Annotated in this window: 27 protein-coding genes; 24 read left to right on the top strand and 3 right to left on the bottom strand. The window is 50.4% G+C overall.

Annotated elements, in window-relative coordinates; genetic code table 11:
• Positions 1 to 8 precede the first annotated feature (8 nt).
• The 16 genes from mutL to trxA all read left to right on the top strand — a co-directional run bounded on the left by mutL (position 9) and on the right by trxA (position 16,165).
• Positions 9 to 2,009 carry a DNA mismatch repair endonuclease MutL gene (mutL, locus tag IV54_RS03735; RefSeq protein ID WP_057878059.1) on the top strand — a complete coding sequence of 667 codons (2,001 nt, stop codon included), beginning with the start codon at positions 9 to 11 and terminating at the stop codon, positions 2,007 to 2,009.
• 75 nt (positions 2,010 to 2,084) lie between these two features.
• The gene (gene ruvA / locus IV54_RS03730; RefSeq protein ID WP_057878058.1) at positions 2,085 to 2,690 is read left to right on the top strand and encodes a Holliday junction branch migration protein RuvA; all 606 of its coding nucleotides are present in this window, start codon (positions 2,085 to 2,087) and stop codon (positions 2,688 to 2,690) included.
• 21 nt (positions 2,691 to 2,711) lie between these two features.
• The gene (ruvB, locus tag IV54_RS03725; protein WP_057878057.1) at positions 2,712 to 3,731 is read left to right on the top strand and encodes a Holliday junction branch migration DNA helicase RuvB; all 1,020 of its coding nucleotides are present in this window, start codon (positions 2,712 to 2,714) and stop codon (positions 3,729 to 3,731) included.
• Positions 3,732 to 3,839: 108 nt separating this feature from the next.
• Entirely contained in the window at positions 3,840 to 4,256 is a 417-nt protein-coding gene (gene yajC / locus IV54_RS03720) for a preprotein translocase subunit YajC (RefSeq protein ID WP_272947290.1), read from the top strand.
• Between the two features lie 155 nt (positions 4,257 to 4,411).
• The gene (gene dinB / locus IV54_RS03715; RefSeq protein ID WP_057878056.1) at positions 4,412 to 5,527 is read left to right on the top strand and encodes a DNA polymerase IV; all 1,116 of its coding nucleotides are present in this window, start codon (positions 4,412 to 4,414) and stop codon (positions 5,525 to 5,527) included.
• A 97-nt stretch (positions 5,528 to 5,624) separates the two neighbouring features.
• Positions 5,625 to 6,590 carry a DHH family phosphoesterase gene (locus tag IV54_RS03710; protein WP_057878055.1) on the top strand — a complete coding sequence of 322 codons (966 nt, stop codon included), beginning with the start codon at positions 5,625 to 5,627 and terminating at the stop codon, positions 6,588 to 6,590.
• Positions 6,587 to 7,945: a DEAD/DEAH box helicase gene (locus IV54_RS03705; RefSeq protein WP_057878054.1), complete on the top strand. Its 1,359-nt coding sequence runs from the start codon at positions 6,587 to 6,589 to the stop codon at positions 7,943 to 7,945. Before IV54_RS03710 ends, IV54_RS03705 begins: the two co-directional genes overlap by 4 nt.
• A gap of 628 nt (positions 7,946 to 8,573) precedes the next feature.
• A complete protein-coding gene (gene alaS / locus IV54_RS03700; RefSeq protein ID WP_057878053.1) occupies positions 8,574 to 11,213 on the top strand; it encodes an alanine--tRNA ligase in 2,640 nt (879 codons plus the stop codon).
• Positions 11,214 to 11,382: 169 nt separating this feature from the next.
• Positions 11,383 to 11,655 carry an IreB family regulatory phosphoprotein gene (locus tag IV54_RS03695; protein WP_024746979.1) on the top strand — a complete coding sequence of 91 codons (273 nt, stop codon included), beginning with the start codon at positions 11,383 to 11,385 and terminating at the stop codon, positions 11,653 to 11,655.
• A complete protein-coding gene (ruvX, locus tag IV54_RS03690) occupies positions 11,649 to 12,089 on the top strand; it encodes a Holliday junction resolvase RuvX (RefSeq protein WP_191980406.1) in 441 nt (146 codons plus the stop codon). Before IV54_RS03695 ends, ruvX begins: the two co-directional genes overlap by 7 nt.
• A gap of 8 nt (positions 12,090 to 12,097) precedes the next feature.
• Complete coding sequence (locus tag IV54_RS03685; protein WP_057878051.1) at positions 12,098 to 12,409, top strand: DUF1292 domain-containing protein; 312 nt, start codon at positions 12,098 to 12,100, stop codon at positions 12,407 to 12,409.
• Between the two features lie 143 nt (positions 12,410 to 12,552).
• On the top strand, positions 12,553 to 12,810 hold the full coding sequence (locus tag IV54_RS03680; RefSeq protein WP_057878050.1) for a cell division protein ZapA: 258 nt from the start codon (positions 12,553 to 12,555) through the stop codon (positions 12,808 to 12,810).
• A gap of 1 nt (position 12,811) precedes the next feature.
• Positions 12,812 to 13,147: a CvpA family protein gene (locus IV54_RS12175; protein ID WP_272947289.1), complete on the top strand. Its 336-nt coding sequence runs from the start codon at positions 12,812 to 12,814 to the stop codon at positions 13,145 to 13,147.
• Entirely contained in the window at positions 13,144 to 13,338 is a 195-nt protein-coding gene (locus IV54_RS12170) for a hypothetical protein (RefSeq protein ID WP_272947288.1), read from the top strand. Before IV54_RS12175 ends, IV54_RS12170 begins: the two co-directional genes overlap by 4 nt.
• A 31-nt stretch (positions 13,339 to 13,369) precedes the next feature.
• On the top strand, positions 13,370 to 15,733 hold the full coding sequence (locus IV54_RS03670; protein WP_057878049.1) for an endonuclease MutS2: 2,364 nt from the start codon (positions 13,370 to 13,372) through the stop codon (positions 15,731 to 15,733).
• A gap of 117 nt (positions 15,734 to 15,850) precedes the next feature.
• Complete coding sequence (gene trxA, locus IV54_RS03665; RefSeq protein ID WP_057878048.1) at positions 15,851 to 16,165, top strand: thioredoxin; 315 nt, start codon at positions 15,851 to 15,853, stop codon at positions 16,163 to 16,165.
• Positions 16,166 to 16,227: 62 nt separating this feature from the next.
• On the opposite strand, the gene IV54_RS03660 is transcribed toward trxA, so the two are convergent.
• Entirely contained in the window at positions 16,228 to 16,743 is a 516-nt protein-coding gene (locus IV54_RS03660) for a YslB family protein (protein WP_057878047.1), read from the bottom strand.
• Positions 16,744 to 16,932: 189 nt separating this feature from the next.
• Between IV54_RS03660 and racE the strand changes: the two genes are divergently transcribed.
• The 4 genes from racE to cbpB are packed head-to-tail and all read left to right on the top strand — an operon-like array spanning position 16,933 to position 19,408.
• The gene (gene racE, locus IV54_RS03655) at positions 16,933 to 17,766 is read left to right on the top strand and encodes a glutamate racemase (protein WP_057878046.1); all 834 of its coding nucleotides are present in this window, start codon (positions 16,933 to 16,935) and stop codon (positions 17,764 to 17,766) included.
• Positions 17,763 to 18,362, top strand: coding sequence for an XTP/dITP diphosphatase (locus IV54_RS03650; protein WP_057878045.1), 600 nt, complete (start codon positions 17,763 to 17,765; stop codon positions 18,360 to 18,362). Before racE ends, IV54_RS03650 begins: the two co-directional genes overlap by 4 nt.
• Positions 18,363 to 18,364: 2 nt before the next feature.
• Positions 18,365 to 18,889: a YfcE family phosphodiesterase gene (locus tag IV54_RS03645; protein ID WP_057878044.1), complete on the top strand. Its 525-nt coding sequence runs from the start codon at positions 18,365 to 18,367 to the stop codon at positions 18,887 to 18,889.
• An 18-nt stretch (positions 18,890 to 18,907) separates the two neighbouring features.
• Positions 18,908 to 19,408 (top strand): cyclic-di-AMP-binding protein CbpB, encoded by a 501-nt coding sequence (gene cbpB, locus IV54_RS03640; RefSeq protein WP_057878043.1) that lies wholly within the window; start codon positions 18,908 to 18,910, stop codon positions 19,406 to 19,408.
• Positions 19,409 to 19,463: 55 nt separating this feature from the next.
• Here cbpB and IV54_RS03635 read toward each other — a convergent pair whose 3' ends face one another.
• Entirely contained in the window at positions 19,464 to 20,330 is an 867-nt protein-coding gene (locus tag IV54_RS03635) for a mechanosensitive ion channel family protein (protein ID WP_057878042.1), read from the bottom strand.
• Positions 20,331 to 20,502: 172 nt separating this feature from the next.
• On the opposite strand from IV54_RS03635, the gene IV54_RS03630 reads away from it, so the two are divergent.
• Both IV54_RS03630 and IV54_RS03625 read left to right on the top strand, forming a co-directional pair.
• Entirely contained in the window at positions 20,503 to 20,907 is a 405-nt protein-coding gene (locus IV54_RS03630; protein WP_057878041.1) for a DUF948 domain-containing protein, read from the top strand.
• A gap of 23 nt (positions 20,908 to 20,930) precedes the next feature.
• Positions 20,931 to 21,314, top strand: coding sequence for a hypothetical protein (locus IV54_RS03625; RefSeq protein ID WP_057878040.1), 384 nt, complete (start codon positions 20,931 to 20,933; stop codon positions 21,312 to 21,314).
• Between the two features lie 72 nt (positions 21,315 to 21,386).
• Here the strand turns inward: IV54_RS03625 and IV54_RS03620 are convergent, their stop codons facing one another.
• Positions 21,387 to 22,484: a M24 family metallopeptidase gene (locus tag IV54_RS03620; protein ID WP_057878039.1), complete on the bottom strand. Its 1,098-nt coding sequence runs from the start codon at positions 22,482 to 22,484 to the stop codon at positions 21,387 to 21,389.
• A gap of 218 nt (positions 22,485 to 22,702) precedes the next feature.
• Between IV54_RS03620 and ccpA the strand changes: the two genes are divergently transcribed.
• Both ccpA and IV54_RS03610 read left to right on the top strand, forming a co-directional pair.
• Positions 22,703 to 23,704, top strand: a complete 1,002-nt coding sequence (gene ccpA / locus IV54_RS03615; protein ID WP_057878038.1) for a catabolite control protein A — start codon at positions 22,703 to 22,705, stop codon at positions 23,702 to 23,704.
• A gap of 132 nt (positions 23,705 to 23,836) precedes the next feature.
• Positions 23,837 to 24,667, top strand: coding sequence for a hypothetical protein (locus IV54_RS03610; protein ID WP_057878037.1), 831 nt, complete (start codon positions 23,837 to 23,839; stop codon positions 24,665 to 24,667).
• The last annotated feature ends 305 nt before the right edge of the window (positions 24,668 to 24,972 follow it).

The following is a 24,972-nucleotide window of genomic DNA, read 5'->3' as shown; positions in this document are numbered from 1 at the left end:
GAACGCTAATGGCTAAGATTCATGAACTGGCTTCGGTATTGGCCGATCAGATTGCGGCGGGTGAAGTGGTTGAACGACCAGCATCCGTGGTTAAAGAATTGGTAGAAAATGCCGTGGATGCGCACAGTACGCAGATTGATATCACGGTGGAAGAGGCCGGGTTACAGCGCATTAGCGTCGTCGATGATGGGGATGGTATTGCGGATGAAGATACCGAGATGGCCTTCAAACGCCACGCCACCAGTAAGATTACCGATCGGCGAGACCTCTTTCGTATCAAGTCTCTGGGGTTCCGAGGCGAAGCTTTGCCTAGTATTGCGTCTGTCGCCGATGTGACCCTAACCACCTCAACCGGTGGGGTTGGGACCATGATTCACAATGTGGGCGGCATTATTCAGGAACACCGTGCCGCCGCGGCTCGCAAGGGGACGACGGTTACCGTCAAAGATCTCTTTGGCAATGTCCCGGCACGGCTAAAATACCTCAAGTCACCGGCCACCGAGCTGGCCCGGATTACGGATATTGTGAATCGGTTGGCGCTGAGCTATCCCGAGATTGCCTTTTCGCTGGTGCATAACGGTCGAGAGCTCACGAGAACCGCGGGTCGTGGCGATCTCCAGCAGGTGATTGCCGGGATCTATGGCGTGCAGAGTGCCCGCAAGATGGTGGCGATCAAGGGTGGCAATCCGGACTTCAAGGTGGCGGGTTACGTCAGCCTACCGGAATTGACCCGGGCTAGTCGGCAATACATTTCGATCCTGCTCAACGGGCGGTTCATTCATAACTTCCAGTTGAGCAAGGCCCTCATTGCCGGGTACGGCTCTAAGCTAATGGTGGGGCGCTATCCAATTGCCGTTCTGACCATTACGATGGACCCGCTATTAGTGGACGTGAACGTTCACCCTACGAAACAGGAGGTTCGGATCAGCCAGGAACCGGAGTTAATGCAACTGATTCAAACGACCGTTTTCGATCGGCTCTCACGGGAGAATCTGATTCCGGATGCCTATGGGGAACTGCCCCAGAAGAAACGGGAGGACGATCACACAGACCAACTGATTATGGCCTTAAATGATGCCTCAACGAAGTATCCGTTAGAGTCCGCCGCGACACCAGTGGAACGGGCTGAGCCAACGCCGCCAAGTCAGACGGCACAATCAAAGGTGTCAACGCCGGCGGACAAGGGGCCACAACCCCTGCAGACGCCGGAAGAGGTGCCCGTCGAACCGGTGGTGGTTCACCAGCGTTCTGACTTCGCATCACCGGATCTGAAGGCTTTTGATGAGAAATATCGACAGGAACAACCGGCAGCACCACTGGGTAATAGTCGTTCAGCGGAACAATCCGTGGCGAGTCAACCGTTGACTGCGCCGGAACCCGATCCTAATGTGCCACGCTTTCCTAAGTTGCGGTACCTGGGGCAGGTTCATGGGACCTATCTATTGGCGGAGGCTGATGAGGGACTGTACCTGATCGACCAACATGCCGCTCAGGAACGGGTCAACTACGAGTACTACCGTCAGGCGATCGGTGAGGTTAGTGACGACGAACAACGGTTACTCGTCCCGATTGTATTGGATTATCCGACGACTGACATTTTGGATCTTAACGCCCATTTGGAAACCTTAGCCAGTGTCGGTATCCGGCTGGAATCGTTTGGACCGAATAGTTTCATCGTCCATGAACACCCAACCTGGTTCAAGGCCGGGCAAGAGGAAGATACGATTAAGGAAATGGTCGACTGGGTCTTAAAGGATGGGAAGATCTCAGTGGCGGCCTTCCGCGAGAAGACAGCCATCATGATGAGTTGTAAACGGGCCATCAAGGCCAACCACCATCTCGACGATCAGCAGGCCCGAGCCTTATTAGTCAAGTTGGCAACTGCTGAGAATCCCTTCAATTGTCCCCATGGCCGGCCGGTTCTGGTTCACTTTACGGACCAGGACCTCCAACGCCTCTTCAAGCGAATCCAAGATCCGCATCACAGTGGTGACGACTGGGGTGAATAACTCTGCCGAAGTTGCCGGCAATGTGGTACAATTTGAGAAGCAAACATATGTTTCCTAAAGGAGAAGAGACGCCTCATGTATGAATACCTTCATGGCACCATTACGGCGGTAACCCCGACTCACGTGGTTATTGACGTGAATGGTGTTGGCTACCTGGTCAATACCGCCAACCCATACCGTTATCAGGTGGGGACCACCCCCGTGACGGTTTATGTTTACCAGGCGGTGAGCGATTCGGCTCAGACGCTGTACGGGTTCGCCGATTATGATGAAAAACAACTATTTTTGAAATTAATTAATGTTAATGGTATCGGACCGAAGAGTGCCTTAGCCATCTTGGCTAATCCCGACCACCAAGGCTTGATGCAAGCGATTCGGACCAACGATGTCAGCTTTCTCACGAAGTTTCCTGGCGTGGGGAAGAAGACAGCGGGACAGATTGTTTTGGACTTGCAAGGCAAACTCGACGACCTGGCTTCGCCAGCGAGTCAAGACCTCTTTACGCCAGAAGTGGCAGGGGATGGCAGTGTCAGTCCAGAGCTTAGCGACGCCTTAGCGGCCCTGGATGCGTTGGGCTATCGCGCCGCGGCAGTCAAGAAGATTACGCCCAAACTCAAACAATTTGCCGCAACCAATACCAACGATTATCTTAGTGAGGGCTTACGCCTACTGACCAAATAAACTTGAAAGGAGGCCACAAACATGGCTGATGATGACGAACGACTAGTCTCACCGGAACCCGCCGACGAGGGGGAAGATTCGATTGAAAAATCTCTCCGTCCCCAGACCCTGCAACAATACATCGGTCAGGATCCGATTAAGCACGAGCTCCGGGTCTATATTCAGGCCGCTAAACAGCGGGAAGAGTCATTGGACCACGTCCTGTTGTATGGGCCTCCTGGACTGGGGAAGACCACCATGGCAATGGTGATTGCCAACGAGATGGGTGTGCAGATTCGGACGACCAGTGGCCCGGCAATCGAGAAACCCGGCGATCTGGTGGCCTTGTTAAATGAACTCCAACCCGGTGACATTCTCTTTATTGATGAAATTCACCGGTTGCCCAAGATTGTCGAGGAAATGTTGTACTCGGCAATGGAAGACTTCTATATCGACATCGTGGTTGGCCAGGGACCAACTGCTCATCCGGTGCATTTCCCACTGCCGCCGTTTACCTTAATTGGGGCAACGACACGGGCCGGTCTTTTGTCGGCGCCACTGCGAGATCGCTTCGGAATTGTGGAACACATGGCTTACTACCGCACGGAAGATCTCCAGGAGATTGTTCAGCGTTCAGCGGCCATCTTTAATACCACGATTGCGACTGAGGGGGCGCACGAGATTGCTTTGCGGTCCCGAGGCACGCCGCGGATTGCGAACCGCTTGTTGAAACGGATTCGTGATTTTGCCGAGGTGTCGCCCGACCACTCGACGATTGATGTGGCAATTGTGGACCACGCCTTGAACCTGCTTCGCGTGGATTCGGCGGGGTTAGACCGCACGGATATCAAGTTACTGCGTACCATGATTGACTACTACGACGGGGGCCCAGTGGGTCTCGGCACGTTGGCAGCCAATGTGGGTGAGGAGACGGAGACCGTGGCAGCCATGTATGAGCCCTATCTCTTACAACGTGGTTATCTGAAACGAACGGCTCGCGGGCGAGTCGTCACCGCCGCCGGCTATGAACATCTCGGAATTGAAATGCCGCATCACGACTAACTAAATGGCGGTATTAGGTGTTTGCTGGTTCTTTTAGAAATAACTGGACGGAATCCCTTGATTCTGGTAGAGTTGTTCAATAGAGATGAAATGAAGGAGTGAATGAGTGTGTTTGGAAATTTAACAGTTGCTGCTGCTAAGGGCAGTTCGTTACCAACCATTGCAATTTTAGTTGTATTCTTAGTTTTGATGTACTTTATCATGGTACGTCCACAACAAAAGCAACAAAAGAAGCACCGCGAAATGATGAGCCAATTAAAGAAGGGTGACCACGTGGTTACCATCGGCCGTTTGCATGGGGTTATTGATGAAATCAACGACACCGACAAGACCGCTACGCTTGATTGTGACGGGATCTTCTTGACGTTTGATCTTCGTGCCATTTCTGCCGTATCTGCTCAAGGCCCACAAGCCGTTGCAGCACCCGCAGAAAAAGAAGCCGAAGAAACGCCAGCAGAATCAACTGATGCTGAAGCCAAGAAGGACGATGTTGAAACGTCTGACTCCGACAGCGACGCTGAATAAGCTTATTGAACGACCCCTTTAGGTGGAGGTCGTTTTTTTTCGCCAAAAATCCCATCTGATTGCAAACATTTTCGTTGCCGGCAAACGTACGTTTGGATATAATTTAAGTATTAATGACGACAGGAAGCACCAGTCTACGGGAGGAGGGAATTCGAATGGAACTGACCGATCAACAGAAGCAACGCAAGATCATCCACGTCGACATGGATGCCTTCTATGCCTCGATTGAAGAGCGGGATCATCCCGAATTCAAAGGGCATCCGTTGATCATTGCCCAGGATCCCCGCAAGACTGGCGGCCGGGGCGTGGTGGCGACCGCTAACTATGTGGCCCGTCAGGCCGGGGTGCACTCCGCCATGAGTGCCAGCGAGGCCCTTAAGCTGAGTCCTAAGGCAATCTTTCAGACGCCCAACTTTCCGTTGTATCGCCAGGTGTCGGACCAGATTCACGCCATTTTCCATGAATACACCGATAAGATTGAAACGGTGGCCTTCGATGAAGCCTACCTCGATGTGACTGAGAACAAGCATCACCTGCACTCGGCGGTTCAGGTGGCCCACGCCATTCAGACGGAAATCTTTGATCAGACCCATTTGACCTGTTCGACCGGGATTTCTTACAGTAAGTTTCTGGCTAAAGAGGCCTCGGACTTTCGCAAGCCAGTGGGGGTCAGTGTCATCATGCCCGAAGAAGCCCATGACTTTCTGATGGCCCTGCCGATCGAACGGTTTCGCGGAGTGGGGAAGAAGACGGTGCCCAAGATGCACGATCTCGGCATTCGTAACGGGTCCGATCTTTACCAACGCAGTCAACTCAGTTTGATTCACGATTTTGGCAAATTCGGTTATATCCTCTACCAACGGGTACGCGGGATTGATGACCGGCCAGTCGAGTATCAACGAGAGCGTAAGTCCATTGGGAAGGAACGTACCTATGGCCCACCTCTAACGACAATGGGGGAAGTAGAAGCTCAGTTGCAGTACTTGGCCAATCTGGTGGCTGAAGCCATGCGGCAGAAACAACGCCATGGCAAGACCCTTGTGTTAAAATTACGGGATAGTGAATTCAATACGGTGACGCGGCGGGTGACGCAGGCTGATTTTATTGCGAACGATGCCGACCTTTACTATGACTTGGCCTTGGAAATTTACCATGAAGTAGCCCGATCTGATGAGGAGGTTCGCCTCCTAGGCATCACGTTAACGGGACTGGCGCCACTGGCATTTGAAAACATCACGCTGCCTTTATTTGGCGATCACCCGGTAAAATGATCGACTTCCTTTGATATTACCCCGTAAAACTTGTATACTGAAACGCGGTATCGACGCGACTAGGTCGACAAATCGGATAGAGAATGGGTGAACATTTATGGCTATTGAAGCTGCCATCTTAGAACAAATTAAAAAATTCAAAACAATTATTATTCACCGTCATCAGCGACCAGATCCCGATTGTATCGGGGCTCAGCTGGCTTTACGGGACATTCTCCGTGCTAGTTTTCCGGAGAAGGCCATCTACGCGGTGGGCAAACACTACCCAGGATTTGACTGGATGGGGCAAGCTGACCAGGACGTGAGTGATGATGTCTATCAGGATGCGTTGGTTATTGTCGTGGATACCGCCAATCAACCACGAGTTGACGACGAACGCTGGCAGACTGGGGCTAAGGTGATTAAAATTGATCATCATCCTAATGAAGATGCTTTCGGGGATCTCCAGTGGGTTTTAGACCAGGCATCCAGCACGTCTGAAATTATTTATGACTGGTTTGCCGTAAACCAAACCGATCTGGTGATGCCAGACGATGCCGCACGACTACTGTATGCCGGCATTGTTGGGGATACGGGACGCTTTATGTATCCCGCCACTTCGGCGAACACGATGGCGGTTGCTGGGAAGCTCATGACCTATGACTTCTCCGCAACGACGGTCAACCAGGCTGAAGATGAAGTGTCACCGGCCGTGGCCAAACTATCGGCTTATGTTTATCAGAACCTGACGATCTTGCCCAGCGGGGCGGCTTACCTGAAGCTCAGTGACGAAGTGGTGGAACCCTTCGGTCTGGGTACCGGAGACTCAACGTCCGCGGTGGTGCCGCTACCGGGTAAGATCACGACGGTGGTTGCTTGGGCCATCTTTGTAGAATCAAAAGACCATACGTACCGGATTCGGTTACGGTCTAAGGGCCCATCCATCAATGGATTGGCGAAGGCTCATGGCGGTGGCGGACACGCGCTAGCCAGTGGGGCTTCGGCCAAGGACCAAGCCGAGATCGACCAGGTTATCCACGAGCTCGATGAGTTAGTGGCTAACGATAAAGGAGAAAATGAATGACCGCAAATTTTAAGCAATTCAACTTGCAGCCGTACTTAATGACGGCCTTGCAAAAGATTGGCTTCACCGAACCAACACCGGTGCAAGCTAAGTTAATCCCCGTGATTGCCTCGGGGAAAGATGTGGTTGGCCAATCCCAAACTGGGAGTGGTAAGACCCATACCTTTTTACTGCCAATTTTTAATCAATTAACGTCAGAAAACCAGGTTCAGGCCGTGATCACCACGCCTAGTCGGGAACTGGCCTACCAAATTCACGCCGCTGCTGAACAACTGGCTGCCGAAGCCCCATTTGAAATTCGGATTGGGAACTACGTCGGGGGAACTGACAAGCAGCGTCAAGTGAACAAATTACACCATTATCAACCACAACTTGTGATCGGGACTCCCGGTCGGGTCCAGGATTTAATCCAATCAAAGGCCTTAGATGTCCACACTACGCGTCAATTTATCGTTGATGAAGCCGATATGACGCTGGACCTTGGGTTCTTGGACCAAGTTGATAAGATTGCCAGTCGTATGCCGAGTCACCTGCAAATGATGGTGTTCTCCGCAACGATCCCACAACGACTCGATCCATTCTTGAAGAAGTACATGAATCACCCCGTTATCGAAGAAATTCCAACGGCTACGGTGATCTCATCGACGATCGACAACTGGTTAATTTCAACCAAGGGTCAAAATCGGAATCAATTGATTTACCAATTGATCACGATGGGTGAACCCTACCTGGTGTTGATTTTTGCCAATACCAAGGATCGTGTTGAACAGATCCATGACTTCCTGAAGGCACAGGGCTTGAAGGTTGCTATGATTCATGGGGGTATCAAGCCTCGTGAACGGAAGCGGGTCATGCGTGAAGTGAAGAACCTCCAGTATCAATTCGTTGTCGCAACCGACCTGGCTGCCCGGGGAATTGATATCGATGGGGTCTCCCACGTGATCAATGATGATGTGCCAGAAGATCTTGATTTCTTCATTCACCGAGTTGGTCGGACCGGTCGTCAGGGAATGCCAGGAACGGCCATCACCCTGTACACCCCTGATGAGGAAGCCAAGATTGCCGAAATTGAAAAGATGGGCATTAAGTTCCAGCCTAAGCGGATTAGTAACGGCGAAATTGTCGATTCCTATGACCGGAACCGACGGACCCAACGGCGCAAGAGTACCCAAAAACTGGATCCATCACTGATTGGTTATGTGATGAAAAAGAAGAAGAAGATCAAGCCTGGTTACAAGCACCAAATCAAGCAAGAAATTCATCGTCGTAAGGACCAGGAAAAGCGGGTTGCCGCCCGTCAGAGTGCCCGAAACGAACGGAAGCGTCGTAAGCGCGAGTCAGATCGTTACCAATAAATTAATTGAGACTTACCTTCGGCTAGGCTAATTTTTGAGAAGACTTTGTTTTATGTATGATGGTGACCGATAGGCAAGGAAGTTAGTTAATTCATTTGAGACAGTATGATTGTCGCGAGACTATGATTGAATGAGGTCTATGTCAGCCGTAGGGGTGGTGAACATGGGCTCAGCTGTGGGAATTCTCTTAGCGGTTTACCGCTTAGAGAATTGGTGCCCTTGAGACTCGGTTTTGGAGGCTTAAGGGCAAGTCCAGAGACCGTACTTTGGCTCTGGACGTCCGCCCTCAGCGTTCCAGCCCATGTTCACCAGCCCGAAGGCGCTGGACAGAGATCAACATATTCACTGTCGAAGATTGACAAGGCGGCGGTGGCCACCTATAATTTCAAATGGACAACAATTAAATAAAATTTTGAGGATATGCCGCGTCTAACCGTCTTTCAGAAACGTTTTGGTTGTTGTGAAAAACGATTCGGTCTGATGTCGGTGCTCCCTCAGTAACATCGCGACTCAGCGTTATGAGTTTAAGAGGTAAACGATTAAAACATCGTTGCAAGTAAAGTGGTACCGCGCTTCGGCGTCTTTACGGGCAACGGTGTTTTTTATACTTTTTTGGAGGTATTAAGAGATGAAAGACCTAAGTAGCAGTCAAATTCGCCAGATGTACCTGGACTTTTTCCAGTCCAAGGGTCACACGATCGAACCCAGTGCATCGCTGGTTCCTAAGGATGATCCCTCGTTGTTATGGATCAACTCTGGGGTTGCGACCATGAAGAAATACTTCTCTGGCCAAGTTGTGCCAGAGAATCCCCGGTTAACCTCTTCACAGAAGAGTATCCGGACCAATGATATTGAAAACGTGGGGAAGACTGCCCGTCACCACACGTTATTTGAAATGCTCGGGAACTTCTCCGTAGGGGATTACTTCAAGAAAGAAGCGATCACTTGGGCGTGGGAACTCCTGACGTCACCTGATTGGTTTGGCTGGGATCCAGATAAACTGTACATGACCGTTTATCCTAAGGATACCGACGCCAAGGCTGACTGGGAGGCTGCCGGTGTGGCTCCTGACCACATCATCGCCGTAGAAGACAACTTCTGGGATATTGGTGAAGGTCCTTCGGGTCCTGATTCCGAAATTTTCTATGATCGTGGCGAATCCTTTAACAATTTAGCCGACGACGATCCTGAAAACTATCCTGGTGGGGAAAATGAACGTTACCTTGAAGTGTGGAACATTGTGTTCTCACAATTCAACCATGAGCCAGATGGCACTTACAAGCCATTACCCCGGAAGAACATTGATACGGGGATGGGTCTCGAACGGGTCGTTTCCATTTTCCAAAATGCCAAGACCAACTTCGAAACCGACTTGTTCTTGCCAATTATCGAAAAGACTGCTGAACTTAGCGATGGCAAGAAGTATGGTGCTAACCACGAGGACGACGTGTCCTTTAAAGTGATTGCTGACCATGCCCGGGCGATTACCTTTGCCATTGGTGATGGGGCTTTGCCTGGAAACGAAGGCCGCGGTTACGTGATCCGTCGTCTGATTCGGCGGGCCATTGTTAACGGCCAAAAGCTGGGAATCCAAGGGGCCTTCTTGGACCAATTAGTGCCAGTAGTGGGTAAGATCATGGAATCTTACTACCCAGACGTGCTCAAACAAAGCGACTACATCGCCAAGGTTGTGCGTTCTGAAGAAGACCGCTTTGGGGAAACGTTGGATGGCGGATTGACGCTGTTGAACAGCCTGATTGCTGATTTGAAGAAGCAGGGCGGCAACCAAATTGCTGGTCCCGACGCCTTCAAACTCTACGATACGTACGGCTTCCCGGTTGAATTAACCGAAGAATATGCTGATGATCAAGGGATCACGGTAGATGTTGACGGCTTCAAGGCCGAGATGCAGAAGCAAAAGGATCGGGCCCGCAACGCGCGCGGTAAGCAGAAGGCCATGGGCCTGCAACACGACCTGTTAATCAACGTGACGACGCCTAGCGAATACGTGGGTTACACGCAATTAGCAACGACCAGCAAGTTAACGGAATTAGTCGTTGATGACCAACTGGCCGATGAAGCCACGACGGGCACGGCCGAAGCCATGTTCGACAAGACACCGTTCTATGCTGAAATGGGTGGCCAAGTTGCCGATAAGGGTGACATCTTGGATGAAGCTGGCCATGTGGTTGCGCACGTTGCCGACGTGCAACATGCCCCTAACGGACAAAACCTGCATACGTTGACGGTGGTTGCACCTTTGAAGAAGGGTGCCACTTACCAACTCAAGGTTGATACGGTCTTCCACAGCAAGGTAGAAAAGAACCATACCGCAACCCACTTGTTGGATAAAGCCTTACGTGAAGTCTTTGGGGAACATACCCAACAAGCTGGTTCATTGGTTGAAGGAGACTACTTACGGTTTGACTTTACCCACTTCGGTCAGGTTGATCCTGCCGACTTGGCTAAGGCCGAAGCCATCGTCAATGAGAAGATCTTCGCTGAACTTCCCGTAACGACGGTCGAAACCGACATTGAATCCGCTAAGAAGATGGGTGCCATTGCCCTCTTCAGTGAAAAATACGGTAAGGTGGTTCGGGTCGTCAGTGCCGGTGACTTTGTCACTGAATTCTGTGGTGGGAACCATGTGAAGAACACAAACGAAATTGGTCTGTTCAAGATTACTTCCGAATCCGGTGTTGGTGCCGGAGTACGACGGATTGAAGCCGTCACCTCCGCAGCCGCTTACCGTTACTTGCAAGGCCGGAGTGAAATCTTAGACGCCGTAGCAGGCGATTTAAAGGTCACTCAGGACACTGAAGTGGAACAAAAGGTCCAGAGCCTACAAACGCAAGTGAAGGCCTTAGAACAGAAGCAAGCGGCCTTAGAAGGCAAGCTGGCAAGTCAAGAGGCCAGTGCCGTCTTTGACCACGTGGTTGAAGCCGGTAACTACAAGCTGATCAGTGGGACCGTTCAGGTGTCCAAGATGGACCAATTGCGGGCCCTCGCTGACACTTGGCGTGACCAAGCCCTTTCCGATGTGTTAGTATTGGGAGCTGAAGTTAATGGCAAGGCTAACCTGATTGTGGCCGTTAGTGCTGACAAACAGAAGCAAGTTAAGGCTGGCGACTTGATCAAGGCCATCTCACCTAAGATTAATGGTGGTGGGGGCGGTCGACCGAACTTGGCTCAGGCCGGTGGTAAGAACCCAGCCGGGTTACCAGATGCCATGACCGCTGCCGAAACCTGGTTAGCTGACCAAGATTAGTTTCTCAATTTAAGTTAAAATGTGACGCGGGGGAGCGGTCCGAAATTTAGGGCGGCTCCCTTGGTAACAGCAGTATTACGAATAGATTACATTAGGTGGCGGTCGTTGTAGTTTGCCAGCTGATCGAGTAAAATTGAGGCTAAGTGAGGAAGTACGGGGGTGTTTCATAGTGAGTTCATTAGACAAAACGATGTATTTTGATTTTGGCGCCAACCAGCCGAAGGACGTGCACGATACCCTGGTGACGGTTTACCAGGCACTTGAGGAAAAGGGATACAATCCCATTAATCAGATTGTCGGGTACCTACTATCGGGCGATCCTGCGTACATTCCACGTATCAATGATGCGCGGAATCTCATTCGCAAGCATGAACGCGATGAAATCATCGAAGAGTTAGTCCGGTTCTATTTGAATCAGAATGGACCGGTGAAGCCATCATGAAGTTAATGGGTTTAGATGTGGGATCACGTACAGTCGGTATTGCCATTAGCGATGCCTTAGGTTGGACGGCCCAGGGAATTGAAATTATTCGGATTAACGAGGACGAGGAGATCTTTGGTATCGACCGCGTAGCCGAATTAGTTCAGGAGCATGAGGTCGGCGGTTTTGTCGTCGGTCTGCCCAAGAACATGAACAATTCCTTAGGGCCTCGGGCCGAGGCATCCAAGCGTTATGGTGAGATGCTGACTGAGCGTTTCCATTTGCCAGTTGACTTCGAGGATGAACGATTGACAACCGTTGAAGCAGAGCGTATGTTAGTGGAACAAGCGGATACGTCTCGCCGCAAACGAAAAAAAGTAATTGATAAATTAGCAGCCGGGTTAATCCTGCAGAACTATTTAGATCGGCACGGTAAATTAACCCGAGAAAAGTGAGGTTTCGCATGAACGAAGACCAAGAACAAATCACGTTAGTTGACGAAAATGGTAACGAAGAGTTATACGATGTCCTGTTTACCTTTGAATCCGATGACTTCGGTAAGTCATACATTTTGATTTACCCGTCTGGTAAGAGCGAGGATGAAGAAGTCGACATCCAAGCTTATGCCTTACCAGCCGAAGACGATCCAGCCAACCCAACCGGTGGAGATTTACAATTAATCGAATCCGACGAAGAATGGGATATGATTGAATCCGTATTGAACACTTTCCTTTCCGACGGGGAAATCAATCCCGATGCCGGTAAGAAAAACTAGTCATTAAGATCCAAAAAGGGCGGAGGACCTCCGCTCTTTTTTATTTGGTGCGAAGTGGTGACCTATTGGCGGGTGAAAGGCGTGCAACGTTCCCCGGATCAATGGTAAAATAAAGCGTTATGCAAAACAGGGGGAATATCGATATGACGGAACAGACACACCGGTTTAAAGCCACAATTGCTGGAAAAACTTATACGATTGTGGGCCAAGCGACTGACGAACACATGCGTGCAGTCACAACGGTTTTGAACCAACAGTTCGAACAATTAAAAACTCTTTCACCCAAGATGAGCAAGGAAGATGCCGCAATCTTAATGGCCTTCAATGCCGTTTCGGATCAGTTGAAGATGGCAGATGAACGGACCGCTAAACCTGAGGATTCCACGGAAACGGGGAATTAAGTTGGTACTGAGTTTGATTATTATCATCCTACTGGTCCTGGGTTTTCGCCGCGGATACCGTCGCGGATTGTTACGGCAAATTCTCAATACCATTGGTTACTTTGTAGTCTGGATTGCGGCCCGGCTGTTATCCCGGCCGCTAGCCGCTGGCATTGGAAAATTTGTCGGAGATCTCTCACTGGATAGTTCGGCGAGTGTGGCAACCGCGAGTCAGAGCAGTTCCTTTTTCCTGAATGGACTGGCTTTCTCGGCCATTTTGACGGTAGGATTTTTCATTGTTCATCGCATCATCGAGACGGTAACAAGGCCACAAAACTGCCGGTTATTCACCAAGTGAATGGCTTGGGCGGTGGCCTCATTAACCTGGTAGTACGTTATGTGGTGATCTTTTTAGTGCTAAATTTACTCATTCTATTACCAATGACGACATTTCAGAACAGTTATCAGGCCTCACCCGTGGCACAGTGGATAGTTAAAGAGACGCCACTGTTATCAGAACGCCTTGTGCACTGGTGGCTCGCGGCGTGATGTCCGACTGTTCGTGAGAAAGGAACGTCTTATGAATCAAAAAACCTTAAAAATTATGGAATACGATCGGATTAAGCAGGGACTACAGGGTTATTTAGTCTCTGCCGCCGGTCAACATGAATTAAGCCAGCTCCAACCAACGGCGGATGCCAAGACCTTGCAGATCTGGCTCGCTGAATCTAAGGATGGGGCGGATATCTATCGTTTGGAGAACGGCATTCCGTTGCCTAAGCTTGATGATATTCGACCGCACCTACATCGATTGGCAATGGATGCGGCGTTAAATGGCCTGGAACTAGCCCAGATCAGTCGTGTTCTGTGGACCACCGGATCAGTCGTGAAGTTCTTCCGTGATTTAGCCGAAAAGGAAGTCGACCTACAACGTTTGGACCGGGTGGTTAAAGAACTCGTCACGTTGCCCGAAGTGACACGACGGCTCCGAACCTCGCTAGAAGGGGATGGCCACATCACGGATGAGGCTTCGCCAGCTCTTCGTCAGATTCGTCAACACATCACGCAGACTGAGGCAGCTATCCGGAGCACCATGGATCAGTATACGCGGGGCAAGGATGCCAAGTACCTCAGCGAGACCATCGTCACGATTCGTGATGACCGGTATGTGATTCCGGTGCGGGCCGAATACAAGCAACGTTTCGGTGGCATCGTGCACGACCAGAGTGCCAGTGGTCAGACGCTGTTCATCGAACCACAAGCTGTCGTGGGTCTGAACAACCGGTTACGGCAGAATCAGATTGACGAACGGCATGAGGAACAACGAATTCTAGCCGAATTAACAGCATTGCTGGATCCTTATCAGGATGAAATTCTACGAAACTCGGAAATTCTCGGGCACTTCGACTTCATCAATGCCAAGGCGAAATATGCACATCACATGAAGGCTACGGAACCCAAGCTGTCTTTGGACAATCAAGTTGATTTGCGACAGGCCCGGCATCCCTTGATCGATCCCCACAAGGTCGTGGCCAATGACATTGCGATTGGCAAGGATTACAAGGCCATCATCGTAACGGGGCCTAATACCGGTGGGAAGACGATTACCTTAAAGACGCTGGCCTTGGTTCAGTTGATGGGGCAATCAGGACTCTTCATTCCGGCTAATGAAAACAGTGTTATCGGGGTCTTCGATGACATCTTCGCCGATATCGGGGATGAACAATCCATCGAACAAAGCTTGAGTACCTTCTCCGGTCATATGGAGAATATCGTGGCCATTCTGAAGCACGCCGACGAACGCAGCCTGATCGTCGTCGATGAATTAGGGGCCGGGACCGATCCGCAAGAAGGGGCAGCCCTAGCGATTGCCATTCTCGATGAGATTGGTGCCCTTGGGAGTTACGTGATGGCTTCAACCCACTATCCAGAGCTGAAGGCCTACGGGTATAATCGGCCAGAAACGATCAATGCCAGCATGGAATTTGATGGCAATACGCTTCAGCCCACGTATCACTTGCTGATTGGGATTCCTGGACGGAGTAACGCCTTAGACATTGCGGCCCGTTTAGGCATGCCCGAACAGATTGTGTCCGCGGCTCGGAACTTAACTGATCAGGATAGTCAGGACTTAAACGCCATGATTAGTGACCTGACCGAACAGAAACGCCGGGTGGATGCCGACGCGGCCCAACTCAGCCAAGAGTTGAAGGACGCCGACGAGTTACACGGCCAGTTACAACAACAGTTCGAACAGTATCAGCAACAGAAGGATCACCTCATGACCGATGCAAAACGAGAAGCCAACCGGTTGGTTGATGAGTCTCGCAAGCGAGCCAACCAAATCATTGCGGACCTCCGTAAGAAGCAGTTAGCGGCCGGTCAGAGCGTCGTGAAGGAAGACGAGTTGATTGCCGCTCAGGGGGCCTTGAACGCGCTCCAACAGGACACTAAGCTCAAGAAGAACCGGGTGTTACGTCGTGAGAAGGCCAAGTTGGACTTCCATAAGGGTGACAGCGTGCTGGTGAAGTCTTACGGTCAAGTTGGGGTCCTCGTCGAACAGCTCGATGATAACAATTGGGAAGTTCAGTTGGGTATCCTGAAGATGAAGATCGCCACGCGTGATATGGAGAAGGCCAAGGACCCAGCCAAGAGTGCCAAACAGCCGCGAGCCACGGTTCGCCGGACCGGGTCTAACGGCATGTCACCAACCTTGGATCTGCGGGGTCACCGCTATGAAGAAGCCATGGCTGAGGTCGACCGTTATATTGATTCGGCCTTGTTAGCCGGTTATCCATCGGTTACGATTATTCACGGGAAAGGTACCGGGGCCTTACGTAAAGGCGTTACCGAGTATCTGAGGCGTAACAATCGGATCAAGATCTTTGGGTTCTCACCGGCAAATGCGGGTGGGGATGGATCAACCGTGGTCCGTTTCAAGTAACCCACTAATTAGTTGTAAGCAATTTAGTTGTGATTTTGGCTCAGTCTGTTAGACTGAGACTTGAAGTTAAGACCAGCGGCCGTTTCTGACCGCCATGACGAAAAGGGAGGCAATACGATGGTTACGGAAACAACAGATAAAACCTTCGAAAATGATACGGCAACCGGCGTGACGCTGACAGACTTTTGGGCAACTTGGTGTGGTCCTTGTCGGATGCAATCACCTGTCGTTGAACAATTGGCTGAGGAAATGGACAACGTCACCTTTAACAAGATGGATGTTGATGCCAACCCGAACACGCCACAATCCTTTGGGATCATGAGTATTCCAACCTTATTGGTTAAGAAGGACGGCAAAGTGGTCGACTCAATCGTGGGTTACCACTCCAAAGATCAATTAAAGAAGATTTTAGATCAATATCTCGAAGCCTAACTAAAAAGATCACCACCGATTTTTACCGGTGGTGATCTTTCTTTTTGACTCAAATTTTAAAATTAAGCTTGAGGATCTTCGGTCGCAGGTGGCGTGACCAAATCCAGTGGTGTTGGGGCATCAAAGTCAGGGATGAGATCATCTGGATCGGTGTAGACGTCGAAGAACACAGCTTGGTTGCGTAACTTTCGAGGCGTTTCGGTTAGTTCGGCTTCGGTGACGACCCCAAGTTGTTGCGACATCATTTCGGCGAGAAAACCAGCTTCAAGGGTGAAGTCAGCTTCGGCCCCCATCTTGAGTCGTAGCCGAACAGGTTCGCCAGCGAGTTGCCAGCGCGTCATCTGGGCGGTCTGCTTCTCCAAGGTCAAGGTACCAAAACCTGCTTGGGCGAAGAACACCGCGGCGTCGTTGGGATTGCCAACGGGGAACTTTCGGGCCAATGATTTGCCAGCCCAGTAGCCGATAGCACCTTGATCATCACCGAGGAGCTCTGGTAACAAGGCGTCGCGAAGAATAAATTGGGGGAGATAGGGCGCACCAGCGGCATCGCCCATGACAGTTTCGTAGAGGTTTTTCACGAGGGTTGACTCCTTTTTCCGTTTAGATTCTAATTTCATTATACCTTAAAATAAAGGGAACGCTGGACTGTAACTAAATTTAAGGCTTTTTTATCCCTCGGATCTGAGTTTTAGTGGGGGTGTTGCTTGAAACCGGTTCAGAAAAAGGCGATAATATAGATTCAAGCAATGACAAAGGAGCGTTGATTCATGCAGAATAGTCCAATTGGGTTAATGGATTCAGGAGTCGGCGGCTTAACGGTACTTAAAAAAGTACAGCGCTTGTTGCCCACCGAAGACACGGTGTTTTTGGGGGATCAGGCGCGTTTACCATACGGCCCGAGAACGGTTGCAGAGGTTACCAAGTTTACGCGGCAGATTGCCCGTTTCCTACAGCGAGAAGCACACATTAAGATGCTGGTGATTGCCTGTAATACCGCTACTGCAGCGGCTTTAACCACTATGCAAAAAGAACTCGATATTCCCGTTGTTGGGGTGATTGCTCCGGGAGCACGGGCGGCAACTCAGGTCACCCGTAACCACCGGATCGGGGTGATTGCGACCACCGGGACCGTGAAGAGTGACCAATATCGCCAAACGATTTTGGCCAAGGATAACCGTAATACGGTGGTTTCAGTGGCCTGTCAGGATTTGGTGACCTTGGTAGAGGCCAACGATCTGACGTCAGACCACGCCAAACAAGTAGTGGCCACTGATTTAGCGCCATTGCTGGACCAAGACATTGACACCTTGGTTATGGGGTGCACGCATTTCCCTCTGTTACGGCCACTTATTCAGGAGGTCATGGGGGACCAGGTGACCTTGGTAGATCCGGGAACCGCAACGGCCAACATGGTCACGTCGCTCCTAGATTACTGGAACCTGGCTAATCCGAAGACAGGGTCATCAGCCACTTACTACACCACTGGAAATGCAGCAGACTTTAACAACTTAGCCAATCACTGGTTGGACCAGACACCGGTTCAGGCGATGCACTTACCACTCAGCGAACTTACCACAACCTTGGAGGTTAATGACAAATGACAAACACGATTGTAGTTGCGACGAATAATCCGGGGAAGGCTCAGGAATTTCGGGCCATCTTCGAACCTAAGGGATTGACCGTTAAAACATTAGCCGACTTCCCTGATTTGAAGCAAGTCAACGAGACTGGCAAGACCTTTACTGAAAATGCCGAACTCAAGGCGACTTCGGTGGCTCAAGAAACTCAGTTACCTGTTTTGGCCGATGATTCTGGCTTGATGGTGGATGCCTTGAATGGCGAACCGGGCATCTATTCTGCCCGCTATGCCGGTGACCATGACGATGCGAAGAATAATGCTAAATTATTGGCAAACTTAGCCGGTGTTCCTGCTGAGAAGCGGACGGCGGCCTTCCATACCTCACTGGTCCTGATTAAGCCTGATGGCAAGAAGTTAGTGGCCACGGGTGAGGTTCGTGGCGTGATCTTGACGGCCCCACGAGGCCACGATGGCTTTGGCTACGATCCCTTATTCTACGTGCCGAGTGAAGGTCAGACGTTTGCCGAAATGGGATTGGCGAAGAAAAACCAACACAGTCATCGTGCCAAGGCAACCGCTGCGATGTTACCAAAGTTTGATGAATGGTGGGAGGCCTAGCAATGAGTCGATGGTTAGTTGTCAGTGATAATCACGGAGATACGGCCATTTTGTCGACACTGCGCGACCAATTGAAACCTGATGTCATCTTTCACTGTGGGGATTCCGAGATGCCAGCCAGCGATCCGTGGTTTAAGGACGCTTATGCGGTTGGGGGTAACATGGACTTCGATGCTAAATTTCCGCTAGTTTTGACGCCTGAAGTCGCGGGTCGTCAGGTCATGCTGACTCACGGTCATCATGACGTCGTTAACTATGACCTGACGCAGTTGGATCTGCGAGCTCAAGCGGTGCAGGCAACGATTATTTTTTATGGACACACGCATCGACTGGCAGCCGAACAGGTTGACGGCCGGTTGTTCGTGAATCCCGGCAGTATTAGCCAGCCACGTGGGGAGTATCGTTACTTAGGGGGCACGGCCGCCCTGGTCACGGTGACGGCGACTCAGACGGTGGTGCAGTACGTCGATCGTCAGGCACAGCCGATTGCCGACCTCAAGTTTACCTTTGATCACAGCAACGCGTAGAAAGGATGATTTTAGCTTATGATTGATACTGCTGTCGAGCAGATGCTTTTGAAGGATACCAGAAGCTATGTCATTCCCGCCGACGTGGTTGCCAATGTCACGGCCAGCAATACGTTGGAACACGCCTTGATGGTGCTCTCCAAGGTGGGGTACAACCGGATTCCGGTGTTGGCCGCCGACGATCACCTTCAGGGGATGATTTCCCTAGCGGCGATTACCGACAAGCTCTTGCAGGTTCCCGGGGCCGCGGTTGACCAGCTCAGTCATTATAAAGTGGCGGATGCGATGTCGCCGGTTGGCCATTGGGTCGATGATCCGAAAAAATTGGAAACGATCTTGAACTATTTGGTGGACGATCCCTTTATTCCGTTGATCGATGACCATCAGGTTTTCCAAGGGATCATCACCCGGCGAGAACTGTTAAAACGAATTAATTATTTGGCGCATAACTTACACGTCAATTACGACGTTACCCCTAAGCAATTGACGGCAAAAACGCCGTTACACAGCCATTCATAGAGACACAAGAAAAAGCCAGGACGGTGATGTCCTGGCTTTATTAGATCCTATTTAGTTAGACTTGAGTCGGCGTATGGGCAGGTAATTTGATCCCGGCCTGGCGAATCGCTTTGAGATAAGCTGTGAGAAAGATAGCCTGTAGTGAGAATTGAGTGCCACTCTCGCACACGAGGCTGACTTGATAGACCAACTCCCCAGTAGGTAAGGTGACCACCCCGGTTGGCAGGGGTGTCCCAATGACGCCGGGATGTTTTGGTAGGAGTTCTTGATTGACCTGTTCGATGATGGGGCGTAACTGCTCAACGGGTGTCGTGGGGGCAATGGGGATGTTCACCGTGGCCCGCATGTTGTTTCGTGAACGGTTGGAGACAATGGTGATGTTCCGGTTGGGAATGAAATTAATCGTTCCATCGGCACTCGTCACCTGAGTTGTTCGCAAACCAATTGCCGTGACCACGCCTTCAATCGTCCCGATCTTGACGGTTTCGCCGACATCGATCTGTTGTTCCATGAGGATAGAAACCCCGGTGACTAGGTCACTCACGAAGCCTTGGGCCCCGAGCCCTAAAGCCAAACTGAAGATTCCAGCACCAGCGATTAGTGTGCCAACCGGAACGCCCAGGGTAGAGAGCATGGCATACAGCCAGAAGAACAAGATCGTGTAGTGAAAGATATTCATGGAGAGCATGCTAATGGTTTGGAGTCGATTGTTCGATCCTTGTTTGGGGTCCAGGTAACGCTTGAAGCTCCGTTTAAGAATAGCCTTCCCGACGAGGTTGACGAAGAAAAAGAGCACAGTCAGAAAGAGAAGGGTCAGAAAGCGACTGGTGATTAGGTGCCAGAGGTCCTCCCAGTTAAAGGTATTTAGATAATGTTGCAGCCCCTTGGAACTCGTGGCTGTTGTGGATATTAAGGCCGTCAAGAAACGTGCCTCCCTTAAATTCAGATTTAAATGCTGGTTTTAGTTTAGCAGATTTTACGAATGACGCCCAGCATCCGGCGAGAAAAGCCGGGATAATTCGGGGTTTTAATTGCACCAGCCTGGTGAGAATGCTATTCTATTGGTAAGTAACTGAGTACAAGGAGGGGTTGTCATGACCGGTGGACAAGTAGCGGGCCTAATCGCAGCAATTGCGTTTTTGATTCTGGTCCTCTTCATTGGCATGTTCTTAGTAAAGATGAATAAAACGTTGGGTGAAGTTAATAAATCAGTGAAGACCATGACGTCAGACATTGACGTCATCAGTCATCAAGCTGAAAATATTATGGCCAACGCGAATGAATTGTTAGAGGATGTCAACCAGAAGGTCGCCACGATTGATCCGGTCTTCCAGGCCGCTGCAGACTTAGGCGAGAGTGTTTCTGACCTGAACACGGCTACCCGTAACCTGACGGAACGTGTCGGCGAGACGGCGAAGACGACTGCCAAGACGTCACTCGCTGCTCGGATGGGTAAGACGGCATTTGATCTCTACAGAAATCATAAATCTAAGGATTAAGATACAGAAAGGGAGTCATTAGAATGTCAAAACACAAGTTATTAGCTGGGTTAGTTTTAGGTGGTGCCGCATATGCAGCTTACCATGCGCTTGACTTGGAACAACGTGAGGCCCTCAAGGGTGCTGCACGGGATCGTTACAATGCTCTCAAGGATCGGGCAGTCGACTATGCCTTTTACGCCGCTGACGCTGCGGATGACTTCAAGGAGGCCTTGAACGACCGCTTGGAAGCTAAGGACGATGCACCGGCTTGGCAAACAGCCGCAACCGCCGATGACGATCCAGCGGACGATATCGTTTTGAGTAGCGCTGAAGTTCCTGACTTGGCACCCGACGATGCCGAAGACGACAGTGACGAATCTGACGAAAATCCGGAGACGGATGCCACGGATTCCGACGCTGAATAAATAAATTCAAAAAGAAACCCCGGCATCGCAGATTGCGAAGTCGGGGTTTTGTCATGTCTAGGCTAATTCAGTTTAGCCAACGTAAGTTAATTCTTTTGAAGTGTGGGTGAAGGGCAGGCTCCCGTCTTCAGTGACGTGAACACAGTCTTCAATCCGGACCCCAGCGACACCAGGGATGTAAATACCGGGTTCGATGGAGAAGCACATGCCGGGTTCGAGGACCAGGTCATTCCCTGCCATGATGGATGGGAATTCGTGGTCGCTCATCCCCATCCCATGACCGAGACGGTGAATGAAGTATTCGCCGTAGCCGGCCTTGGTAATGATGTCACGAGCAATTTTGTCGAGTTCGGCGGCGGTCATGCCAGGTTTAACGGCGGCTTGTGCCGTCAGTTGAGCATCGAGACAGACGTCGTAGATTTCCTTTTCCTTGGCGGTAGGGGTGCCGAGGGCCACCGTCCGGGAAGCGTCGGAGATGTAGCCATCGTAAACGGTCCCTAGGTCAAAGAGAACGAGTTCGTTGTTTTGGAATTTCGTCGCGTTGGTGGCACCATGGGGTTCTGCGGCGTGAGCACCGGCTTGAACCAGGCTTCCGAAGGACATTTCCATGATACCTTCCTTCATCAAGGCATATTGTAATTCGGCCACGGCGGATTGTTCCGTCTTGCCGGCCTTCACGGCAGCAAAGCCATGTTCGAAGGCGAAGTCGTCCCACTTACCAGCGATTTCAAGTTTCTTGATTTCTTCGGCAGATTTGATCAGACGCATGTGTTCGATGAAGCTCGTCAGGTCTAAATCAAAGTGGGGGTTGCTGAATTGTGCAGCCAAGGCTTCCATCCGGGCAACAGGTAGTTGTCCCTTTTCGATGGCAATTTGAGTTGGGTTGACGTGGCGGGCTTTGACTTGGTCGCCAATCATCGCCCAAGGATTTTCATGGTCAAGGTAACCGATGACAGGATAAGCCCATCCGGTAGCCTTAATCACTTCGACCTCCAGTGCAGGGGCGAAGATAAAGGGGTCTTGGTCGGGGAAGACGACCAAGGCCAAGACCCGTTCGATGGGGTCGCTCCCAAAGCCTGTGAGGTACTGGATGGTTTTGGGATTGCTTAAATAGGTCATACTAGCATGGTGTTCCGCTGTCCACTGCTGAATCTGTTCGAGTTTCGTCATGAAATCACCCTTTCAAATTAATGGTTCAATTATACCATCAAATATTCTAATAATTGGTAAATCTGAAGGGATCTGTCTTGAAAATTACATGAAAATAAGGTATTCTTTGATGCGAAAGCGTTTTCAATCTTGCGTCGACCTCGGAGTTTCTGTATACTAGTCAAGTTGCTTGAAAACGAATGAAAACAAATCAAACCAAGAAAGAAAGGGCTATCACAATGGAAAAACAAACTGTAACTATCTATGACGTGGCCCGGGAGGCATCCGTGTCGATGGCCACCGTTTCCCGTGTGGTCAATGGGAATCCCAACGTCAAACCCGCAACCCGTAAGAAGGTGCTCGAAGTCATCGATCGCCTGGATTACCGGCCAAATGCCGTCGCCCGAGGATTAGCAAGTAAGAAAACCACGACTGTCGGGGTCATTATCCCCGATGTCACGAACATCTACTTCTCTTCATTAGCTAGAGGGATTGATGACGTGGCCATGATGTACAAATATAACATTATCCTGACCAATTCCGACGAAAACGGCGGTAAAGAGGTTCAGGTATTAAACACGTTAATGGCTAAACAAGTCGATGGGATCATCTTCATGGGGAACCAAGTCACCGATGAACTTCGCGAAGAATTCCGTCGTTCTAAGGCACCCGTTGTCTTAGCTGGTTCCGTCGATGCTCAGAAGACCCAGCCTAGCGTCAACATTGACTACGTTGCCGCTGTCGCCGAGGCTGTTAAGAGCCTGATCGACCATGGAAACCGTAAGATTGCCTTTGTTTCTGGTTCAATGGATCAAGCCATCAACCATGACTACCGTTTGAAGGGCTACAAGAAGGCCTTGAAGGACGCTGGCATCTCTTATGATGACAAACTGGTCTTTGAAACGGATTACACTTACAAGGCTGGTCAATCACTTGAACCTGCCTTGGCCGCAGCCGGTGCTACGGCAGCCTTTGTCGGCGACGACGAATTAGCAGCTGGTGTGATGAATGGCCTCACCGATGCCGGTGTCTCCGTTCCCGAAGATTTCGAAGTCATTACCAGTAATGACACGAAGCTGACGGAATTGGTTCGGCCTAAGATGAGTTCGATCACCCAACCCCTCTATGATATTGGGGCCGTTGCCATGCGTCTGCTGACGAAGTTAATGAATAACGAAAACGTTGATGAGAATACGGTCATCCTACCTTATGGCTTGATGAAACGGAGCTCAACGAAATAGATGAGATACCGTCGAGCCTACTGGAACGGCGGTATTTTTGATCCCTTGACGATGTGATTGGGTTTAATGAGGCGCAAAGGTAGAGTGTGCTACAATGGGTATCAATAAAAATTAAGAATGGAGGGGATGCTGATGAGTGCAAATAGTCGAATGGCCCGCTATCACTCAGGGGAGGCGGAAGATCCGCAGCCTCAAGCAAGTCCCAATCAGAATGGTTATCAGCGACGACCGGCGTTGGCTCGCTGGGTCGCTGTTCTCATCACGCTCCTGACGATCACAGTTGGGCTACGTTTTACCGTGTTCAATGCCAACTATACGGCAGGGGTGGTGTCGCGAGACAACACTGGCCAAAAGGTTATCAATGATTTGAATAACGACCTCCTGAGTCTGGGAATCAGTGGGAATCCCGTGACGTCAGGCTTGGTTCAACCCTATCTGGAACAAGGAATTGCCGAGATTTATGGGGAGACAGCGACGACCGTTGATGACGCCGATCTGAAGGCCGCAATTGCGGCTCAGGCCCAGGCGATGGGGGTGACCGCCAGCGATTCCCTGCAAACGTCATTGGCTAATCAGGCGCAGAAGACAGTGAAACAGGCGGTTCAGACAGACACCATGATGGCGGCTGGTACCAAGATTCGCAGAGCCCGCCAGATTGATCTTTGGGCAATTGTGGCCGTGGTGATGTTGCTGATTGTGACCACCATTTACGCTTTTAGCGTGTACCATGTTCTTGGTAGCCTCGGCCCCGGATTAACGGTTGGTGGGGTGCTGACAATTGTTTTGAGTGTTGCCGGTTACTTTGGGCTCCCCGTCGTGCTGGCTGGGATGACAGCGGCCGTTCAAACTGCCGTGACAACGGTTGGACACAGCGGACTGGGAGTCATTATCTTCATTGGTGCCGCTGAGATCGTACTAGGGCTCTTAGTGTTATTGGGACATCGAACCTTTCGGAAAGCCTAGCAGACAAAAAATAAGACAATTAATATGGAAATAAAATTAGTTAGTTATCAAAACGAGTTACCCCTTGTTTAATTATTAGGGGGTAACACCGTTGTGATGATTAACTTTTTTTTTAGTTATTGATTGACCGCGAGTTGGGTTTCGGTATATTATATGAGAATAATCAGTTTATTGTGTGAAATAGGATTAGTCCTCATTCGTTGGCTATTTGGTAATGTTTTAAGACTAACTTGTTACCATAAGCAAGAATTAGTTGCACTAGGCGAATTAGTGGCTAAAATAAAGCAATAAGAGTACGGAACCGC

The sequence above is a fragment of the Levilactobacillus paucivorans genome, assembly GCF_001437125.1.
Classification (GTDB): Bacteria; Bacillota; Bacilli; order Lactobacillales; family Lactobacillaceae; genus Levilactobacillus; species Levilactobacillus paucivorans.
Note: the sequence above shows the minus strand (reverse complement) of the source record. Positions and strands in the feature narration are given on the sequence as shown.

What these genes read in the sequence shown, in the direction of transcription:
- mutL (WP_057878059.1), top strand. Translation starts at nt 9, where the DNA reads ATGGCTAAGATTCATGAACTGGCTTCGGTATTGGCCGATCAGATTGCG.
- ruvA (WP_057878058.1), top strand. Translation starts at nt 2,085, where the DNA reads ATGTATGAATACCTTCATGGCACCATTACGGCGGTAACCCCGACTCAC.
- ruvB (WP_057878057.1), top strand. Translation starts at nt 2,712, where the DNA reads ATGGCTGATGATGACGAACGACTAGTCTCACCGGAACCCGCCGACGAG.
- dinB (WP_057878056.1), top strand. Translation starts at nt 4,412, where the DNA reads ATGGAACTGACCGATCAACAGAAGCAACGCAAGATCATCCACGTCGAC.
- IV54_RS03710 (WP_057878055.1), top strand. Translation starts at nt 5,625, where the DNA reads ATGGCTATTGAAGCTGCCATCTTAGAACAAATTAAAAAATTCAAAACA.
- IV54_RS03705 (WP_057878054.1), top strand. Translation starts at nt 6,587, where the DNA reads ATGACCGCAAATTTTAAGCAATTCAACTTGCAGCCGTACTTAATGACG.
- alaS (WP_057878053.1), top strand. Translation starts at nt 8,574, where the DNA reads ATGAAAGACCTAAGTAGCAGTCAAATTCGCCAGATGTACCTGGACTTT.
- IV54_RS03685 (WP_057878051.1), top strand. Translation starts at nt 12,098, where the DNA reads ATGAACGAAGACCAAGAACAAATCACGTTAGTTGACGAAAATGGTAAC.
- IV54_RS03680 (WP_057878050.1), top strand. Translation starts at nt 12,553, where the DNA reads ATGACGGAACAGACACACCGGTTTAAAGCCACAATTGCTGGAAAAACT.
- IV54_RS03670 (WP_057878049.1), top strand. Translation starts at nt 13,370, where the DNA reads ATGAATCAAAAAACCTTAAAAATTATGGAATACGATCGGATTAAGCAG.
- trxA (WP_057878048.1), top strand. Translation starts at nt 15,851, where the DNA reads ATGGTTACGGAAACAACAGATAAAACCTTCGAAAATGATACGGCAACC.
- racE (WP_057878046.1), top strand. Translation starts at nt 16,933, where the DNA reads ATGCAGAATAGTCCAATTGGGTTAATGGATTCAGGAGTCGGCGGCTTA.
- IV54_RS03650 (WP_057878045.1), top strand. Translation starts at nt 17,763, where the DNA reads ATGACAAACACGATTGTAGTTGCGACGAATAATCCGGGGAAGGCTCAG.
- IV54_RS03645 (WP_057878044.1), top strand. Translation starts at nt 18,365, where the DNA reads ATGAGTCGATGGTTAGTTGTCAGTGATAATCACGGAGATACGGCCATT.
- cbpB (WP_057878043.1), top strand. Translation starts at nt 18,908, where the DNA reads ATGATTGATACTGCTGTCGAGCAGATGCTTTTGAAGGATACCAGAAGC.
- IV54_RS03630 (WP_057878041.1), top strand. Translation starts at nt 20,503, where the DNA reads ATGACCGGTGGACAAGTAGCGGGCCTAATCGCAGCAATTGCGTTTTTG.
- IV54_RS03625 (WP_057878040.1), top strand. Translation starts at nt 20,931, where the DNA reads ATGTCAAAACACAAGTTATTAGCTGGGTTAGTTTTAGGTGGTGCCGCA.
- IV54_RS03620 (WP_057878039.1), bottom strand. Translation starts at nt 22,484, where the DNA reads ATGACGAAACTCGAACAGATTCAGCAGTGGACAGCGGAACACCATGCT.
- ccpA (WP_057878038.1), top strand. Translation starts at nt 22,703, where the DNA reads ATGGAAAAACAAACTGTAACTATCTATGACGTGGCCCGGGAGGCATCC.
- IV54_RS03610 (WP_057878037.1), top strand. Translation starts at nt 23,837, where the DNA reads ATGAGTGCAAATAGTCGAATGGCCCGCTATCACTCAGGGGAGGCGGAA.